Below are 16,391 nucleotides of genomic sequence, written 5' to 3' on the forward strand. Positions count from 1 at the left end.
TGCGTTTACCGATGGATTGATGCCGGGAAGCAGACTTCAGGGTATCTATTCGTGCAGCGTGGAAAAGATCGGTGCCCCATGAACCTACCGATGCGATGAGGATCCAGACGGCAAAGCTGCCTCAAGATTAATTTGTTCTCCGGTGATGGGGTGGTGAAATTTCAGAAACTGGGCGTGCAGGAAATATCCTCCATCTCCCGGGAGGCCTGGGAGATCTTCAAGAGGCTGGCCGGTGAAGCCGTACAGAGGATCGCCTACCAGTGGATGACCGATGGATGCCAGATGGATTCTGATTTGATGAGGGCGGCCCGAATTTAGGCTTACCTCAAATGTTGTGGTGCTTATCGTGCGTGAGATCACCTTCGCCAATGACTTTGACGGTTTGCCACTTAGGTTGGCGGCCCATACGGAACCAATGAGCGGGTGCGGTACAAGGCCGATGGGTGTGAGAATTTCGTAGGCGTCGTGCTGTGCACTGCCTTGAGCCAGCGCTCGGTAGATTTTTTGAATTCTGGGTGTGTTCCAGTTTGCGGATAGTTTAGAGGCCACCTGCGGTGTTTTGGCGAAGAGGACGATGCCGGTGGTGGCTCGGCCCAGCCGGTGGACAGGGTTTGCATTGGGGCTTTGCTTTTGCACCAGGCGCAGGAGGGTGTTTTCCATGAAGCCGGCGCCGGGGAGAGTGGGCAGCCCGCTAGGTTTGTTGACAGCCAACAGATGGAGGTCATTAAACAGGACTTCGAAGTGCTGTGGAGAGTCTGGTTCGATCCAGGGCGGACGGTTCCAGACAAGCGTCTGGCCTAAAGTGAGCGATTCGCTTCCCGTGGCGGTGACGCCGTTGACGGTGACTTCGCGGTTGTTCAGTTTTTGTTGCCAGGCTTGTGGACTCGAGTGTGGGTAAAGGCTTGCCAAGTGGGAGAGCAGGGTTCGTCCATGATATTTGCTGCTGATGATTGTGGTATAGGCATAGCCCCGGTTGAGCATGTGGTTTGAGTGTAAGCTATGGCATCTGCGACAGGAGTTGCTGGGTTTCGAGTTGTCACTCGATTTAGGCGGCCAGAGCTCTCAATGCGTCCAGTGCGGGGAGCCAGATTCCGCGCGGACCGCGGGCACAGCGGAAACCCGCCGTATATCCAATCCAGCCTTGACGTACTTATTCATTTTCAAATGAAAAGCTGTTGAAGCCCGGCCAATCAGACGGGCTTCGCTATGGGCGGCTTTTAGCCCAACGGTTTGAAGCTGACCAGCAGTGTGACGAAGAGCAATCCAAAAATAATCACCAACAGGGGAAACCACCGGTCCAACCAAGACTCCGTTCCATGCGACGCGCTCATCAATAATTCTCCTTTTCTCTCTTCCAGCATCCTAACCGAGAATCAAATTCACACTCAATGCCTGGCGTCCACCCTCCTCTTTTCACACCCCACGCTTGACGCGCCTGTTATCCTTAAATCAAGGAACGCTGTTGAAGCCCGGCCAATTCCAGGCCGGGCTTCCGCACTTAAATCCGAACGGAAGTCCAGACTTAAAGTCTTTTATTCGAAGACTTTGGGTACTTAAGTAGAGGGAGGGGGTACCACGATGTCAGAGGCAATCGACAAGTTTCCAGCCGCACCAAAGCTTCTATCTCCAGGTACTCCAAGCCTTCAGTATTTGCTTCTAGGTACCCCAAGGCTTCAGCCTTGGGCCTCTCTCTCCCCGGGAAAAAGGGGGGCTTTAGCCGCTGGGGTATGCTCTCTCCAATCGCTGTCCTGTGTTCTCCTGGCAGTCTTGCTTCTTCTCCCAATAGCCCACGCCCAGCTTCCCGCCGGGACAACCGACACGACCCAGACGCAAACCCAGACTGATCAGGACCCACTCCGCACCCAGGCCAGCGCCGCGCTCGATCAACGCGACTTCCCTACCGCTCTCAAGCTTCTCACCAGCCTCGCCGCCAAAAATCCCAACGACGCCCATCTCCTTTACGACCTCGGCTTTACACAGGAGTCGCTCGACCAGACCTCTAACGCCGCCGAAACCTACCGCCGCGCCGCCGCCGCCGATCCCAAATACTTCGAGCCGCATCTCTCCCTCGGCCTGCTGCTCGCGCGCACCGGACAGCACGACGCAGCCCGCGCCGAACTCCTCAGCGCAACCACGCTGACTCCTTCCACCGACCCCGCGCTCAAAGCCCGTGCCTGGCGCGCCCTCGCTCGTCTCGATCAAACGACCCGTCACTCCGACGCCAGCAATGAGCTTCTCGAAGCCATGAAAATCTCGCCCGAGACCCCCGACGACATCATCCTCTCGGGCGAACTCGCCGAAGCCTCCGGAGACCTGCCCGCAGCCGAAGCCGCCTACCGTCGCCTGCTGAGCGCCGACCCGCAAAGCGCGACCGCCACCTCTGCATTGGTGCACCTCCTCGAACGCGAAAAGAAGTCCGATCAGGCCGAAACCCTGCTCACCGCCGCGCTGGCAAAAAACCCTGACGACCCCGCCCTCAACGCCCAGCTAGCCAGCCTCTACGACGCCCAGAACCAGCCGGAAAAGGCGATTCCGCTCATCGAAAAGCTGCACGCGGCCAATCCCGGCGACGCTACCCTCACCCGCTTGCTCGCCCATCTCTATAGCAGCAACAGCCAGTTCGACAAGGCTGCTCCCTTGTACGCCACGCTCACCACCGCTTACCCGAACGACCCCACCCTCGTCACCGACCGCGCCGACGCTCTCATTCACCTCAAGCAATTCGCCGAAGCCGAGTCCCTTCTCAAGCGCACCCTCGCCGAGCCATCCGCCTTCGCCACCAAGGACGATCTCGGCCTGGCCGCCAGCCACCTCGCCTTTGCCGCTTCGGCCAATGAAGATCCGGCCACCACCTTGCAAGCGCTAGCAATTCGTGATAAAGTGCTGCCACAGTCACCGTCATCCCTGTTCCTGGCGGCGACCGCGTACGACAAGCTTCACCAGGTCAAGCAGGCGCGCGACCTGTATAAACAGTTTCTCTCCGTGGCCAACAACAGGTTCCCGGATGAGGAGTGGCAGGCCCGCCACCGCCTTGTCACCCTCGATCACATGCGGTAGATAAGCGCTCCCTTCGAGGTGCGTTATGCGGTTCCTAACCAGGTTTTCCACACTCCTTCTCGCTTCAGCATCCTTCCTTCTCCTCACTCCTGCTGTACACGCTGCGATTGACGAAACTACTCCTGACGCGCAAACGCTCAGCCAGCTCGAACTTCGCGCGCAACAGGCGAACCCTCGTGATCAGTGTTATCTTTACACCCAACTCGTCCACACGATGACAGAGATCGCTGTCAAGCAAATGGTCAACGGCGACGACGAGCAGGCAAGCGCAACGCTAAAACAGGTCAATCGCTACGCTCATCTCATTCAGGTGAACCTTGAGCAAAACACCAAGCGCCTCAAGAACGCCGAGATGCTGATGCATCACACGACACTTCGCCTCGCACAGGCATTGCATCTCGCCTCCGAAGAGGACCGAACCACAGTTCAGGCCACGCTCAAACAACTCGACCTCGTTCAGGACCAGATCCTTGACCAGGTCTTCAACCATTAGGATCGAATGCCGCGACGAATATGCTTCGCCCTCATTCTGCTCGCTCTCCTTCCGCCACTGCACGCGCAGAGCAGCGATAACTCGCTCTCCGAGGCCGAAGTCGAGCAGCTTCGCGAATCGGCTTACTTCCCGCGCGATCGCGTGCTGGTCTTCGTGAAGTTCCTCGACGAGCGTTCCAACGCCCTGCACGAGCTCTTCGCCCATCCTCGCCGTCCTGGCCGCGAACAGGATGCGCATGATCTGCTGGAGCAGTTCGCCTCCATTGCCGACGAGCTTGAGGACAACCTCGACGATTACGGCACTCGCCACAGCGACATCCGCAAATCTCTGCCAAAGCTCCTCGAAGCGACTGATCGCTGGTCGTCGACGATCAAATCGCCGCCGGATGACGAGGCCTACAACGTCTCCCGCAAGCTCGCGCTCGAAGCCATCCGCGACCTTCGCGAAGACGCGACCGAACTTATCGCAAGTCAAAAAGCCTGGTTTGCCGCCCATCCGCCCGCAAAAGAAGAGAAGAACGGCGCGATAGATATTCCTCGCTGACATTGTTTCTTCATCAGTGCAAATCAGCGGAAGGCTTCGTGTTAACCTAGAAAAACAGTGTTCCCCGCACTCATCTCCATCTTTGAAGAGCAGTACCGAGACCTTCGTCCGCGCGCTCCAATTCCGCCGCTCGACATCCGCTTTCGTCGCTTTACGTCGCTCAATACTACGATCAGGCTGCGCGAAGGCCGTCTCCATGTTCGCCTCTCCGACCTTCTGGAATCGGCGCCAGAAAGCGTTCACCGCGCCATCGCCCACATTCTGCTGGCAAAGCTCTACAAGAAGCCCATCGCGCCGATCCATGCAGACCGCTACCGCCGCCACGTCAGTTCCGAAGCGATCTCGAAACAAGCCGAACACATTCGTCAGACCCGGGGACGCAAGCGCATCTTCACCTCCGTCGGCCATCACTACGATCTGGATGAGGTCTTCGAGGCTCTGAACGCGCGCTTTTTTCATGGGCTTCTCGGTCGCCCCACGCTTACCTGGAGCGCTCACCATGCGCGCCGCATGTTGGGCCACTACGACGCCGCACACAATACCATCGTCGTCAGCCGGGTATTCGACCGGCCGGATACACCGCGGTGCGCTGTCGAATACCTGCTGTATCACGAGATGCTTCACCTTAAGCATCCTGTCCGCGTCAAGGCCGGGCGACGCTGCGTCCACTCCCGCGAGTTCCAGGCAGAAGAACGGCTCTTCCCGGAGTTGGAAGCGGCCAAAGCTTACCTTAAGCGCCTTTAGATTCGGCGTTGGACGGCCATTCCTGATTCGCGCAGAAAGTGCAGCACCCCTTGTCGGGAATCTCGGATTACTTCTTCATCATCCCGGCCATATCGCAGCTGGTGGACATCATTTTCATGCTGGTCACTTTCATGGAGTTGTCGTCCATCATGCCCGTCACCTTTACCTTGTGACCGACGTGGGGCTTCAGGTCCTCTGAACTCATCAGCTCCATCCCATCGGGATGCATTTTGTTCATGAGCATGTATTTCCCATCTTTCTCTGCAATGCATCCGATGGCCGACATCTTCTTCATCTTGCCCGATTTCATGGCGCCGGACTGGCCCATGCTTTCGGTTTGTGAATTATCAGTTCCCGATGTCTGCGCGAATGAAGGCATACTGAGCGCCAAAGTTAGACACGATAAAAGCAGCAACTGCTTTTTCATTGTGAATCTCCTTTCGGCTGAAGGTACTTCCATCCACATCAGATGCGCAGGAGGCGGAGCGCAGCGGTATGGATTATGGCGAAAGCTCGAAGAACCTGCCCAGAACATGGGATTTTGAGGCAGCAATCAACACAGCGCGGCTTCTCCACGGTCGCAACAACTCGTGCGCGAAGAGATAGCAAAGTAATAGAGGTCTAATAGTTAATTTGTAATTCCTGAACTAACCTGCACCACCGGCGTCGTAGCCACCGCGCGTCGCCAGGCCACCAGCATTACTACTATCCCGACAAGCATCGAGCCGATCGCCGCCATCTGAGCGTTGCTCATGCCCCAGTAGAGCCTGGGGTTAATGCGTACAAACTCCACCAGGAAGCGGCCTAAGCCGCTGAGCACGAGATACAAGCCGGTTAGCCAGCCTATCGGCCGGAGTTTCCGGCCAAGCTGCCACAACAGCCACGCCAGCGCTAGACCGAATAGCAACTCGTAGATCGGTGTAGGCTGCACCAGCGCAGTCGGAGGATTGGGGGGAACCAACGCGTTCTTCGCCATGTGGACGCCCCACGGAAGGGTGGTGTTGATTCCGTAATCGCCATCGCCCGAGGTCAGGCAGCCGATCCGTCCCACGCCGTAGCCAATCGCCGCCGCGGGAGTCGCCAGGTCGAGCATCCGCACCGATGCCAGCCATCCGGTTACGCCTCCGGGCTTCGCTTCGCGCCCCTGCCACATCAGCATTGCAATTCCCGCGACAAGGCCGCCGAACCAGGCGAATCCTGCCTGAAACCAATGCAGAAAGTCGACCAGAATATCCAACGGATGGTTCCAGCCCGGAGCGACAATCTGCGCCATAGCTGCGCGTAGTTCGGAGACATTCTCCAGTTCATGCCAGGCCTTTGCGCCGAGAATGCCCGCGATGACGACAAATGCCACGACGGTTAATGCATCGGCATCGACCTTATTTCGCATAAAGTTCTTGTGCAACACGACCGTCGCGACAACCGCAGCCAACCACAACAGCAGTCCAAATGTACCCAGATGAACTGGGCCGATATCGATATAGGGATACATACGCCTCGCTGGTTCAAGTATATCGGCCCTTTCCCTAATGCCCTATTCGCGCTACTCTGACGATTATGGCTAACAGTTCACCAGCCTTTCCCCGTGCCTCCGGGATGGAAGTTCTTTTTTCGAAGACTCAGATTGCTGAGCGCGTTCGCGAGATCGGGGCGCAGATCTCAGCCGACTACGAGGGCAAATCCATTGTCTTGATCGGCGTTTTGAAGGGTGCCGCAATCTTTCTATCTGATCTGGCTCGGGCGATTGAGGTGAACAATACTTTCGATTTTGTTGCGGTTTCGAGCTATGGCCCCGCCAAAATGTCCAGCGGAATAGTAAAGCTGATCAAGGACATCGACAACCCTATTGAAGGGAAACATGTGATTCTTGTCGAAGATATTCTCGATACGGGACTTACGTTGAGTTATCTGCGAGGAATGATGTTGCAGCATAAGCCGGCTTCGCTGAAGATCGCGACCTGCCTCGACAAGCCGGCGCGGCGTCTCGTGCCGATGGATGCAGATTATGTGGGATTCCAGATTCCGAATCAGTTTGTGATCGGGTATGGCATGGATTATGCCGAGCAATATCGAAATCTCGAAGACATTCGGATTTTTTCTGACAATACAACGCAGAGTGTGGGATTTCAAAAAAATAGAAGCAGATCCTCCCACTCCGTGGAAGGATGACAATAATTCAGGAATTCAGGGGGAACGGCCAATCAGGAACCGTTTTTAGCGCCTAAAGCTAAAGACTGTTCGGATGACCTTTTCAACCCGAATGCTTCGGCGAGCAGTTCGTAGCTTCGCAGGCGGGTGGCGTGGTCCCAAATGATCGAGTTGACTACGATTTCGCTGATGCCGAGCGCCTCTGCCATCTGTTCGAGATTAGACTTTACCTTTGCCGGGGTACCGACGAAGTAGCGCGGCCACTCGCCTGTCTCTGTCGTGGGATTTCCAAGAAGCGTCAGTTCGCGTTGAGCATCTTCAGGCGAGGAGACCGGGCTGCGGTCTCCCTGACGGATGCGCCATTGCAGGAGGCGGACGCTTGAGGCGAGGAACTCGGCCTCTTCCTGCGTTGGAGCGCAGATCGCCCCGACGGCAACCATTGCCTCCGGCTCAGAGCGGTATCTGCTGGGAATGAAGCTGCGCTGGTAGGCCGTGATGGCGGCTCGGGAGGACTCGCCGCTGAAGAAATGAGCGAAGGCATAGGGGAGGCCGAACTCGGCCGCTGCGGCGGAACTCCACATGCTGGACCCCAGCATCCAGACGTCGGGGCCACCGGGCATCTGCGGCGAGACGCGAATGCGGGCGAAGGGGTGCTGCTGAGGAAAATCGCTGTCGAGAAAGGCGAGTAGTTCGCTGACCTGATCGGGAAAGTCATCGAGCATCTTAGTGCTGCGGTCGCGTTTGAGCGCCAGCGCCTCCATGGGACCGCCACCGGGAGCGCGACCGATGCCGAGATCGATGCGGCCGGGGTAGAGGGCGTGCAGGGTGCGGAAGACCTCTGCCACCTTCAACGGCGTGTAATGTGGCAGCATGATGCCACCGGACCCGAGGCGGATTTGGCGGGTCTCCGCGCCGATGCGGGCCAGCATGATCTCGGGAGCGGTGCAGGCGAGGGTGTCCATGGCGTGGTGTTCTGACATCCAGAAGCGTTTGTAGCCGAGATCGTCTACTTTGCGGGCCAGTTCGATGGAGTTTTGCAAGGCTTGCGCCGGGGTGCTCCCCGCTGAGACGGGGGATTGGTCCAGGATGGAGAGCTGTAAGCCTTTTCGTATGTTGCTTTCTGCCATCTCTATTGGATGGCCGAAGCGACAGAACGACGCATGGGCTTGTGGATAGCGAGGGGTTTACGACAATTCAGCGAGTTGCCATCCCGGTATGATAGAAAGTACGCGGCGGGAAGCCTTTCCTTGCCGAAGGAGCATGCTTGAGCACCTTGTCTGTTGCAGAAACTCTCCCCACTGGACCTGAGCACTTCGACGCAGCGGCCTTCTCCGCACACACCCTCTCTTCGCCGCAGAACCTTGCCGCGGTATTTGACCATACTCTGCTGAAACCGGACGCAACGCGCAACCAGGTGTTGCAACTTTGCCATGAGGCCGCCGAATACCGATTTGCCTGCGCCATGGTCAATCCCACCTGGGTTTCCCTGGCTTCCGCTGCGCTGAGCGGTACCGGGATTCCGGTTGGCGCTGTGGTCGGGTTCCCCCTGGGAGCTATGCTTTCCAGCTCCAAGCGCGATGAGACCACCCGCGTGATCAAGCTGGGGGCCCATGACGTAGATATGGTGCTCAATATTGGGCTGTTGAAGTCGGGGCAGGCTGCCGACTATGAGGCGGTGCGACAGGACATTCGCGGGGTCGTCGAGCTTGCTCACGCAGCCGGGGCGATTGTGAAGGTGATTCTCGAGACCTGTCTGCTGAACTTTGAAGAGAAGCTGCGCGCCGCCGAACTGGCACTGAGCGCCGGAGCGGACTTTTTGAAGACAAGCACAGGGTTTTCTACCGGCGGAGCCACGATCGACGATATTTCGCTGCTGCGCGGACAGGCCGGGCGGCGGGCGGGCGTCAAGGCTTCGGGTGGGATTCGGTCCCTCGCAGATGCCGCTGCCATGCTCAGGGCCGGGGCTTCCCGAATCGGGGCCAGTGCAAGCGTGAAGATTGTTGCCGAACTTGCGGGCGGCGGGTTACATAGCCTGACTCCAGCAAAGGTTTAACAGCAGATGCAGCGATGACATCGACTGAAGGTAGCTTCGGCGCAATGTCCTGCACCAAGGTTGAAACTGCACTCCCCTGCACTCACCGTAGTATCATCGCCTCTTCCCATGCCAACCACTGACAAGCCGCGTCAAACGAATCCTCCCGCTGCGCCAGCACCGGCCGCGGCTCCAGTGCATCAGTTTGAAGGAGACTACCGGCCGCCTGTGCAGGAGGGTGAGACCGCTGTGAGACCCACGAACATTCGCGTGGAACCGTTGCAGGTGGATTTTCTGCACAACCTGGCTGACGCGCTGAACACCACGCTCGATTTGAACACGCTGATGCACCGGGTCGCCGACCTGGTGCGTGCCGTGATCGACTATCGCATCTTTGCGATTCTGCTGATTAACGAGCGCACCAACGAACTGTGGATGCGTTTTCAGACGGGGCACGCCCCCGAGGTGGAGCGCACAAGGATCAAGCTTGGCCGTGGGGTGATTGGCCAGGCGGCGCTGCAACGCAAGTCGCTGCTGATCGAGGACGTCTCGAAGTATGAGCACTATATCGATGCCAACCCCAATGTGCGATCGGAGCTGGCCGTCCCGCTAATCGTCAAAAATAAGGTCATCGGCGTGCTCGATATCGAGTCGGAGACGATAGGGTATTTCACGCCGGAGCACCAGCGACTGCTCGAACTGGTTGCCTCGCGTATGTCCATTGCAGTAGAGAATGCACGGCTATACACGCGCGTATCGCGACAGGCGCAGACGCTTACCGTGCTGAACGAGATCTCGCGCGAGATTACAAGCATTCTCGATCTTGACGACCTGCTGGAGCGAATTGGACAACTGCTGAAGCGGGTTATCGACTTCCAGATGTTCAGCATTCTGTTGTGGAACGAGCGGACGCAGCAGTTCGAGCATCGATTTTCTTCGCGCTATGGCGAACGTGTAATCCGTGAGCGCCCCATTGTTCCCGGCCAGGGGATCATCGGCATTGCCGCGCAGCAGCGGGAACCTGTTGTGTCATCGGATGTGCGAAAAGACCCACGTTATGTTCCTGAAAATCCGGAGACGCGCTCAGAGCTTGCGGTTCCGCTGCTGCATAAGGGGCAGGTGATTGGCGTGCTCGACCTTGAACATACACGCGTCAACTACTACAACGAAGACCATCAGCGGACGCTTTCGACGCTGGCTGCGCAGGTCGCCATTTCGATTACGAATGCGCGGCTATACCAGCGCATTCACGAGGAAGAGCAGCGGATGGAGCGCGACCTGGAGATGGCGCGCAAGGTGCAACTGAGGCTGATGCCGTCGCGGCCGCCCAAGCTGGCGCGGGCTGAGATAGCGGCCAAGTTTCTGGCGGCGCGGTCCATCGGCGGAGACGTGTACGACTTTCTCGATTACGGTTCGCCGGGGATGCCGGCGCGAACGGCGCTTGCGGTAGGAGACGTCAGCGGTAAGGCTGCTCCTGCGGCTCTGTATGCCGCGCTGGTGAGCGGGATTCTACGCTCGCTGGCGCCGCAGCATCTGTCGCCTGCGGCGATGCTGGCCGCACTGAACGACCAGTTGCAGGAGCGCAAGCTGGCCTCGCAGTACGTCACGATGTTGATGGCGGTGTGGGACGACTCGAACCAGACGCTGCAGATTGCCAATGCCGGATCGGTGCAGCCACTGTTTGTCTCTCGGACCTCTGAAGGCGTCACGGTGAAGACCATCAAGGCGGAGGGCTTTCCGCTGGGGCTGTTTCCTAACGTTGAATATGAAGAGTTCACCTTCTCGACGCAGCCGGGCGATTTGATCGTCTTCTTCTCGGATGGCATTCCCGATGCGGAAAACAACGCCGGGGAGATGTTCGGCACCGACCGTCTGCGCGATGTGCTTGAGTCCCAGGTGGAACCTACGGCCGCGTCCACTGTCGAGGCGATCCTGAAGGCTGTCTCCGACTTTCAGTCCGGGGTCGAGCACTTCGACGATGAGACGGTGGTTGTCCTGCGGGTGCTTTGATTTAGTGGAGTTCTTCGAGCGCCTTGCGTGCCGCCTTGGCGTTGTCCCCACCGGGAGAGAGTTTCAGATAGGCGTTGTACTCTGCCCTTGCCTCATCGGTCTTGTTCATCTTTGCCGCGGCCTGAGCCAGCGAGAAGTGGGTCTCGGCGTAGTCTGGCTCGGTTTTGACCGCGTCTTTGCTACGCAGGTAAGCCGCGTTGAAGTTGCCGCGATTGAAGTAAAATTTGGCGACATTGATGTCTTCGTCCACCCGCTCGTCGGGGGTTTGGAGATTCTTGACTTTGGGCAGGCGGTGGCGAGTGGGCGTCGGAGCTGGCGTATCTGACGTATCGTCACTTCCAGAGCTGCTACTGGAGCTGGAACTACTGGGAGCTTCGCCGGGCATGTCGGGCGATTCCGTGGGAAAGGGGTGGGCAGCGTCGGCGGCGGGCTTGGGGGCGTTTGGCGCGGTGTCGGCAGGCTTGCTGGTTTCGCCCGGGAATGGGAATTGCTGGGCTGACGACGAGGGTGTGGAAGGTTGCGGAGCGGCGGGGGGAGCGCAGGGCGCGGATGCGGGCTGGTTCGCAGGGCATGGCGCGGGGACGGTCTGGGCCACGCACGCTACGGCAGAGAGAGCTGCGGCGGCCAGCAGAAGTCGGAATGGGGTGCGCGGAGACATCACGTTATAGATTACTCGCTGATACTTTGACGAGATGGCGTGGAGGTTTGTTATAGTCAGCATCGGATGCATCGGATTTTTCGATGATGGGTCGGGTGTTTTCCGTCTACTTCTAATTTTATGGGTCTCTTCTAACAAATGGCTAAAGGTCTCATCATCCGTTCTTCGTCGATACACGCAGCAGGTTGCTATACGACGCGGAGTTTCAAAAGAGGGACTCGCGTTTGTGAGTACGAGGGACCGCGGTTTACAAAGGAAGTTGCCGATGACCGCTATCAGGACCGCTTTATTACCTACCTGTTCAGCTGTGGGGATGAGGGTATGGTCATTGACGGCTTTGGTACGGCGATGTTCATCAATCACTCCTGCAACCCTAATTGCGAGACCGAGGACCATGAGGGGCGCGTCTATGTCGTCGCCATTCGCGATATCGCTGCCGGAGAAGAGCTGACGTATGAGTACAACCTCTACGACAGCGACGATGCGGAGGCTGATTGCTACTGCGGTGCGGCAAATTGCCGGGGAACAATGTTCAGCGATGCCGAGGTGAAGAGGCGGGCTCGACTGGCACAGAAATCGGCGCGTGCGGCGAAGCGGAAATGACCCTGTCGTGGACGATACAATAAAACCAGCGACAATCGGGACAATAAGACTAGCGGCGATCGAGCGCACCTTCTTCTATGGCATATCAGGTTCTTGCAAGGAAATACCGGCCACAGCGTTTCGCGGATGTTGCGGGACAGGACCACGTGACCGTCACGCTGATGAATGCGCTGACCCAGGGGCGAATTGCGCACGGGTATATTTTTAGCGGGCATCGAGGCATCGGCAAAACTACGATTGCACGCATTCTGGCGATGGCGCTGAACTGCCGCAATACCATTGGCAGCGAATTGCGGCCAACGGCGGAGCCTTGCGAGGTCTGCGATAGCTGTACCGAGATCCGCAATGGCAATGCTGTGGACGTGATCGAGATCGACGCCGCTACGAATCGCGGCATCGACGAGATTCGCGAGCTGCGCGATGCAGCGCGGTATCAGCCAGCCAGGGACAAGTACAAGATTTATATTCTGGATGAGGCCCACCAGATCACCGACGCAGCGTTCAACGCCCTGCTGAAGACGCTCGAGGAGCCGCCCGAGCACATCATCTTCATGATGGCGACGACGCAGCCTGAGGACATTCCGCAGACAGTGCGTTCGCGGTGTCAGCACTTCAGCTTTCATGCGGTGAAGCTGGTGGACATTCTTAGCGAATTACGCGGCATTGCGGAACGCGAGGGTGTGGACGCCGATGAAGGCGCGCTCTCGCTGCTGGCCGAGGCGGGCGATGGATCGATGCGCGATGCGCTCAGCATCATGGATCAGGCGATCGCCAGCGCTCCGGTCGAGGATGGCAGGCCGGTGCTCGATGCTTCGCAGATTCGCGAGTTAATGGGCACGGTTCCGAATGCGGTGTTTGAAAAGATTCTTGAAGCAGTGGATGGGAACCGCAGCGCCGAGGTGATTACGGTCGCCAATCAGTTGCTGGATGCCGGGAATAGTCCGGCGCAACTGGCTCGGCAGTTTGTGAGGTATCTGCGTAATTGTGTGATTGCAAAGATCGCTGGAATTGGCTCGGATGGAGCCGATGCCAACGGAGTCTCGGGCGAACTGTTGCAGATATCAGCAGATGAACAACGCCGCGCTGGACGGTCGGCTGCACTCTTCGGCGAAGAGGAGTTGACTCGGTTTCTGCAGGTAATGCTACGGACGTTCGATGAACTGGGTTATCGGCAGGAACAGCGATTCCACTTTGAACTTGGACTGCTGAAGCTGGTGCATCTGCGACGTCTGCTTCCCGTGGAAGAGGTGTTGAGCCAATTCCCTGTTGGTGCTGGTGCAGGTCAGCCGCGAGTTCAGGGTTTGGCTGCTCAGCCTCGTACATCAGCTCCGAGCCCGGTTGCGAATCGAGTGATGAGTGCGCCTGCTCCTGCTCCCGCCAGTACGAAGCCTGCGTTTTCGCCGTTTGAGGTGGACAAGAGCCGGAAGCGATTTGAGAGTGGCGATGCGGAGAAGCCAGCTATGGCAACTCCTGCTCCTGTGCCTGTCGTGACTAAGCCAATAGAGTCTGTATCTGCTATCAAACCATTGGAACCTGCTGCTGTTCCCGTTGCTGCTCCTCCAGTGAAAGATGTCATACCTCCGGCGAAGGAAGTTGTGTCGCCTTCGCCGGTCGAAGCGGTCCCTAAACCGGCGAAGGTCGAAGTGGCAACTATTGATATTGCAGCTTCCATTGCAGTGCCTTCGCCACAGTCGTCGGAATCGTCGCAGGAGGCTGCTGAGTTGCAGCGCGTGGCGACGGAAGCACTGATGAGTGCGAAGAGTCAGGGCTCGGCTGCGGATGCTTTGGCCGATGCCGAATGGATGATTGAAGGCAACGAGTTGCGGGTGCAGACTGAGCTTTCGAAGACAATGCTGCCGATGGTCGTCAACGTCGAGGCGGAGAAGATTGTGCGCGCTGCATTGCGGGACGCAGGGGCAGGCGCGCTGAAGCTCGTGCTTCTGCCAGGGACTGCAACGGCCGCTGCTGCAAAGAAGCCGCGTGCAGCGAAGTCCGGAAGCGCACAGGCCAAGGCGATGGAACATCCAGTAGTGCAACAGGCTCAGAAGCTGTTCGACGCCGAGATTCGCAACGTGATCGATCTGAGCGAGGGAGAGTAAATGGATTTTTCTGATCTGGGCAAGATGAAAGAGATGATGGGGCAAGCCAAGCAGATGCAGGAGCAGATGGAGCGCAAGCTCTCTGAGACTGTGGTCGAAGCCTCAAGCGGCGGCGGTGTCGTGACCGTTCGGATGAATGGCAAAAAGGAAGTGCTGCGGCTGAAGATCGAGCAGTCCGCCATCGGCAGCGCGGGCAGCGATCTCGAACTGCTGGAAGACCTGATTCTGGCTGCGGTGAACGAGGCTGGACGTCGTGCTGACGAGGCGATCAAAGCTAGCGTGGCCGGGATGATGGGCGGCTTGAATCTGCCGGGGTTGACCTAGTGGCGCAGTTTGCGGAACCGATGACACGGCTGATCGAGGAGTTGCGCAAACTGCCGGGAATCGGCACAAAGAGCGCGCAGCGGCTTGCGTTCCATGTGCTGCGGTCTTCGGCGGAGGATGCTGAGAAACTGTCGGTAGCGATTCGCGAGTTGAAGGAGCATCTGCATCTCTGCTCCATCTGTAACAACATTACCGACGTCGATCCATGTATCTATTGCACGAGCACGTCGCGAGACCAGCGGCTGATCTGCGTGGTGGAAGAGCCGACCAATATCGCAACCATCGAAAAGACGCGAAGCTATAGCGGTGTGTATCACATCCTGCATGGGACGCTGTCGCCCATTGGCGGCGTTGGACCGGAGCAGTTGCGGATTGCGAATCTGTTGACTCGTTTGTCCGAAGTCGACGAAGTGATTCTTGCAACCTCACCGACGACGGAGGGTGAAGCTACGGCAGGTTATCTTGCCGGCGAGATCCACAGAGCGCGGCCTGAAGTAAGGGTGACTCGAATCGCAACCGGTGTTCCGGCGGGCAGTGATATCGAGTATGCGGATGAAGTGACGATGACGAGGGCCATGGAAGGTCGGCGCGAATTTTAGCATCGGTACGTTCACAGATTGTTCGCAAGACGGTGATATAAGCAAATCGAGGAACAGGAGTCGATCATGCTGAGCCGTCGTGGATTTCTTCGTCAAAGTTTTGCATTTAGTGCGCTTGCGGGCCTTGGCTCGCTGCCTTCGATAGCAAAAACACCCGCCCATAAGCCCAATGCCGCGGCCAACCACCTCCTGATGGTAGGAGACTGGGGTTATGAAGACTTTGCCGCGCAGAGCCGCGTCGCGGATGCGATGCAGCGATACGTGCACGAACATAGACTGACGACGGATGCTCTGCTGATGCTTGGAGACAACTGGTACGGACAATTGCCGGGCGGAGTTGCATCGCCGCGATGGAAGACACAGTTTGAGGACATGTATCCCAAAAACGTCTTCAACTGCCCTGCCTATGCAATCGCGGGTAATCATGACTATCAGCGGATGCCTGAGAGTAAAGTGGCTGCCGAGTTGGAGTATGCGCGCAAGGGTGGAACGCGCTGGACGATGCCGTCGCTCTGGTACAGATTCGACTTTCCGGCGACCAATCCTATGATGACGGTAATTGCGCTCGACAGCAATATGCCGCATCCAGCGGGACAACATACAAAGGCCGCGAACTTTACCTTGACGCCCGAGCAACAGGCAGAACAGCTAACGTGGCTTGAGACCGAGCTGATGAAGCCGCGCACAACGCCATTCCTTGTTGTGATGGGACATCATCCCATCTTTTCCAATGGGCCGCACGGAGACAATCAGATCCTGATTCGGGACTGGGACCCGCTGTTGCGCAAGTATAAGGCGCATCTGTATCTTGCAGGTCACGATCATGACATGCAACATCTGGAGTTCGACGAACACCCTACGTCATTCGTGCTGTCGGGCGGAGGCGGCGCGGACCTTTACACGTTGAAGATCGAAGAAGCCCAGCGTGGACCATACGCTGCGAAGGTATATGGCTTCAGCCATCTTGAGGTCACGCCGGAGAAGCTGACGCTGCGTCATATGGATGAAACCGGACGGTTGATTCACGCCTTCGACAAGATGCCCGATGGCAGTGTGAAGATCGCGTAACGATCTTCACACT

17 protein-coding genes are annotated in these 16,391 nt (G+C 57.8%); 12 read left to right on the top strand and 5 right to left on the bottom strand.

Annotation, left to right across the window (positions count from 1 at the left end):
• Positions 1-84 precede the first annotated feature (84 nt).
• Complete coding sequence (locus tag P4G45_RS10620; protein WP_348266455.1) at positions 85-981, bottom strand: RluA family pseudouridine synthase; 897 nt, start codon at positions 979-981, stop codon at positions 85-87.
• 786 nt (positions 982-1,767) lie between these two features.
• Between P4G45_RS10620 and P4G45_RS10625 the strand changes: the two genes are divergently transcribed.
• Genes P4G45_RS10625 through P4G45_RS10640 form a run of 4 tightly spaced genes read left to right on the top strand, consistent with a single transcriptional unit; the run spans position 1,768 to position 4,837 of the window.
• Positions 1,768-3,057 (top strand): tetratricopeptide repeat protein, encoded by a 1,290-nt coding sequence (locus P4G45_RS10625; protein WP_348266456.1) that lies wholly within the window; start codon positions 1,768-1,770, stop codon positions 3,055-3,057.
• A 25-nt stretch (positions 3,058-3,082) separates the two neighbouring features.
• Positions 3,083-3,550, top strand: a complete 468-nt coding sequence (locus tag P4G45_RS10630; protein WP_348266457.1) for a hypothetical protein — start codon at positions 3,083-3,085, stop codon at positions 3,548-3,550.
• Between the two features lie 6 nt (positions 3,551-3,556).
• Positions 3,557-4,093 (top strand): hypothetical protein, encoded by a 537-nt coding sequence (locus tag P4G45_RS10635; protein WP_348266458.1) that lies wholly within the window; start codon positions 3,557-3,559, stop codon positions 4,091-4,093.
• A 57-nt stretch (positions 4,094-4,150) separates the two neighbouring features.
• Complete coding sequence (locus tag P4G45_RS10640) at positions 4,151-4,837, top strand: M48 family peptidase (RefSeq protein ID WP_348266459.1); 687 nt, start codon at positions 4,151-4,153, stop codon at positions 4,835-4,837.
• A 67-nt stretch (positions 4,838-4,904) separates the two neighbouring features.
• On the opposite strand, the gene P4G45_RS10645 is transcribed toward P4G45_RS10640, so the two are convergent.
• Positions 4,905-5,264, bottom strand: coding sequence for a hypothetical protein (locus tag P4G45_RS10645; RefSeq protein ID WP_348266460.1), 360 nt, complete (start codon positions 5,262-5,264; stop codon positions 4,905-4,907).
• A 201-nt stretch (positions 5,265-5,465) separates the two neighbouring features.
• Positions 5,466-6,329: a prolipoprotein diacylglyceryl transferase family protein gene (locus P4G45_RS10650; protein ID WP_348266461.1), complete on the bottom strand. Its 864-nt coding sequence runs from the start codon at positions 6,327-6,329 to the stop codon at positions 5,466-5,468.
• 65 nt (positions 6,330-6,394) lie between these two features.
• Here P4G45_RS10650 and hpt point away from each other — a divergent pair, with 65 nt between their 5' ends.
• Complete coding sequence (hpt, locus tag P4G45_RS10655; RefSeq protein WP_348266462.1) at positions 6,395-7,006, top strand: hypoxanthine phosphoribosyltransferase; 612 nt, start codon at positions 6,395-6,397, stop codon at positions 7,004-7,006.
• 32 nt (positions 7,007-7,038) lie between these two features.
• On the opposite strand, the gene P4G45_RS10660 is transcribed toward hpt, so the two are convergent.
• Complete coding sequence (locus P4G45_RS10660; protein WP_348266463.1) at positions 7,039-8,112, bottom strand: LLM class flavin-dependent oxidoreductase; 1,074 nt, start codon at positions 8,110-8,112, stop codon at positions 7,039-7,041.
• 137 nt (positions 8,113-8,249) lie between these two features.
• Between P4G45_RS10660 and deoC the strand changes: the two genes are divergently transcribed.
• Together deoC and P4G45_RS10670 are read left to right on the top strand one after the other, a co-directional pair.
• Positions 8,250-9,038 carry a deoxyribose-phosphate aldolase gene (gene deoC, locus P4G45_RS10665; RefSeq protein WP_348266464.1) on the top strand — a complete coding sequence of 263 codons (789 nt, stop codon included), beginning with the start codon at positions 8,250-8,252 and terminating at the stop codon, positions 9,036-9,038.
• 108 nt (positions 9,039-9,146) lie between these two features.
• Positions 9,147-11,027, top strand: a complete 1,881-nt coding sequence (locus P4G45_RS10670) for a SpoIIE family protein phosphatase (RefSeq protein ID WP_348266465.1) — start codon at positions 9,147-9,149, stop codon at positions 11,025-11,027.
• A gap of 1 nt (position 11,028) precedes the next feature.
• Here P4G45_RS10670 and P4G45_RS10675 read toward each other — a convergent pair whose 3' ends face one another.
• Complete coding sequence (locus tag P4G45_RS10675) at positions 11,029-11,748, bottom strand: tetratricopeptide repeat protein (RefSeq protein WP_348266466.1); 720 nt, start codon at positions 11,746-11,748, stop codon at positions 11,029-11,031.
• Positions 11,749-11,823: 75 nt separating this feature from the next.
• Between P4G45_RS10675 and P4G45_RS10680 the strand changes: the two genes are divergently transcribed.
• The 5 genes from P4G45_RS10680 (at position 11,824) to P4G45_RS10700 (ending at position 16,378) form a co-directional block, all read left to right on the top strand.
• Positions 11,824-12,288: an SET domain-containing protein-lysine N-methyltransferase gene (locus tag P4G45_RS10680; RefSeq protein ID WP_348266467.1), complete on the top strand. Its 465-nt coding sequence runs from the start codon at positions 11,824-11,826 to the stop codon at positions 12,286-12,288.
• Positions 12,289-12,365: 77 nt separating this feature from the next.
• Positions 12,366-14,387 (top strand): DNA polymerase III subunit gamma/tau, encoded by a 2,022-nt coding sequence (gene dnaX / locus P4G45_RS10685; protein WP_348266468.1) that lies wholly within the window; start codon positions 12,366-12,368, stop codon positions 14,385-14,387.
• The gene (locus tag P4G45_RS10690) at positions 14,388-14,711 is read left to right on the top strand and encodes a YbaB/EbfC family nucleoid-associated protein (protein WP_188553504.1); all 324 of its coding nucleotides are present in this window, start codon (positions 14,388-14,390) and stop codon (positions 14,709-14,711) included. It begins immediately after the preceding gene.
• Between the two features lie 20 nt (positions 14,712-14,731).
• On the top strand, positions 14,732-15,310 hold the full coding sequence (gene recR, locus P4G45_RS10695) for a recombination mediator RecR (protein ID WP_373694197.1): 579 nt from the start codon (positions 14,732-14,734) through the stop codon (positions 15,308-15,310).
• 66 nt (positions 15,311-15,376) lie between these two features.
• Positions 15,377-16,378 carry a metallophosphoesterase gene (locus P4G45_RS10700; protein ID WP_348266470.1) on the top strand — a complete coding sequence of 334 codons (1,002 nt, stop codon included), beginning with the start codon at positions 15,377-15,379 and terminating at the stop codon, positions 16,376-16,378.
• Positions 16,379-16,391 lie beyond the last annotated feature (13 nt).

Source organism: Edaphobacter paludis (assembly GCF_039993895.1).
GTDB classification, from domain to species: domain Bacteria; phylum Acidobacteriota; class Terriglobia; order Terriglobales; family Acidobacteriaceae; genus Edaphobacter; species Edaphobacter paludis.